The 257-nt window shown below is 51.0% G+C and carries 1 protein-coding gene; it reads left to right on the top strand.

The window, feature by feature from the left end; translation table 11 throughout:
* Nucleotides 1-232: hypothetical protein (locus Q4563_RS20960; protein ID WP_303605894.1), on the top strand; the 232-nt coding region annotated here is incomplete at its 5' end.
* Nucleotides 233-257: the final 25 nt, after the last annotated feature.

Below are 257 nucleotides of genomic sequence, written 5' to 3'. Positions count from 1 at the left end.
CGTAACGCTGAGGGCAGCACAAAAACCCCGCGAAATCACGATCAAATCCGGGATTTTTACACTGCACACCTGTCCGGAGAATATCCATTTCAACGACACGCTATTCATGATGAGCATCAATTCATCCTCCACCCCAGAGCACACGGGGCCATTCAGCGAAATCACCTATACCGCGTTGAAAAACGCGGTGAAACGGCTGACCGACTTTATCAATCAAGGACCTGAGTTATGACCGGATACACCAGCCTGTCGGCCAC

It is taken from the genome of Gilvimarinus sp. 1_MG-2023 (assembly GCF_030548285.1).
Note: the sequence above shows the minus strand (reverse complement) of the source record. Positions and strands in the feature narration are given on the sequence as shown.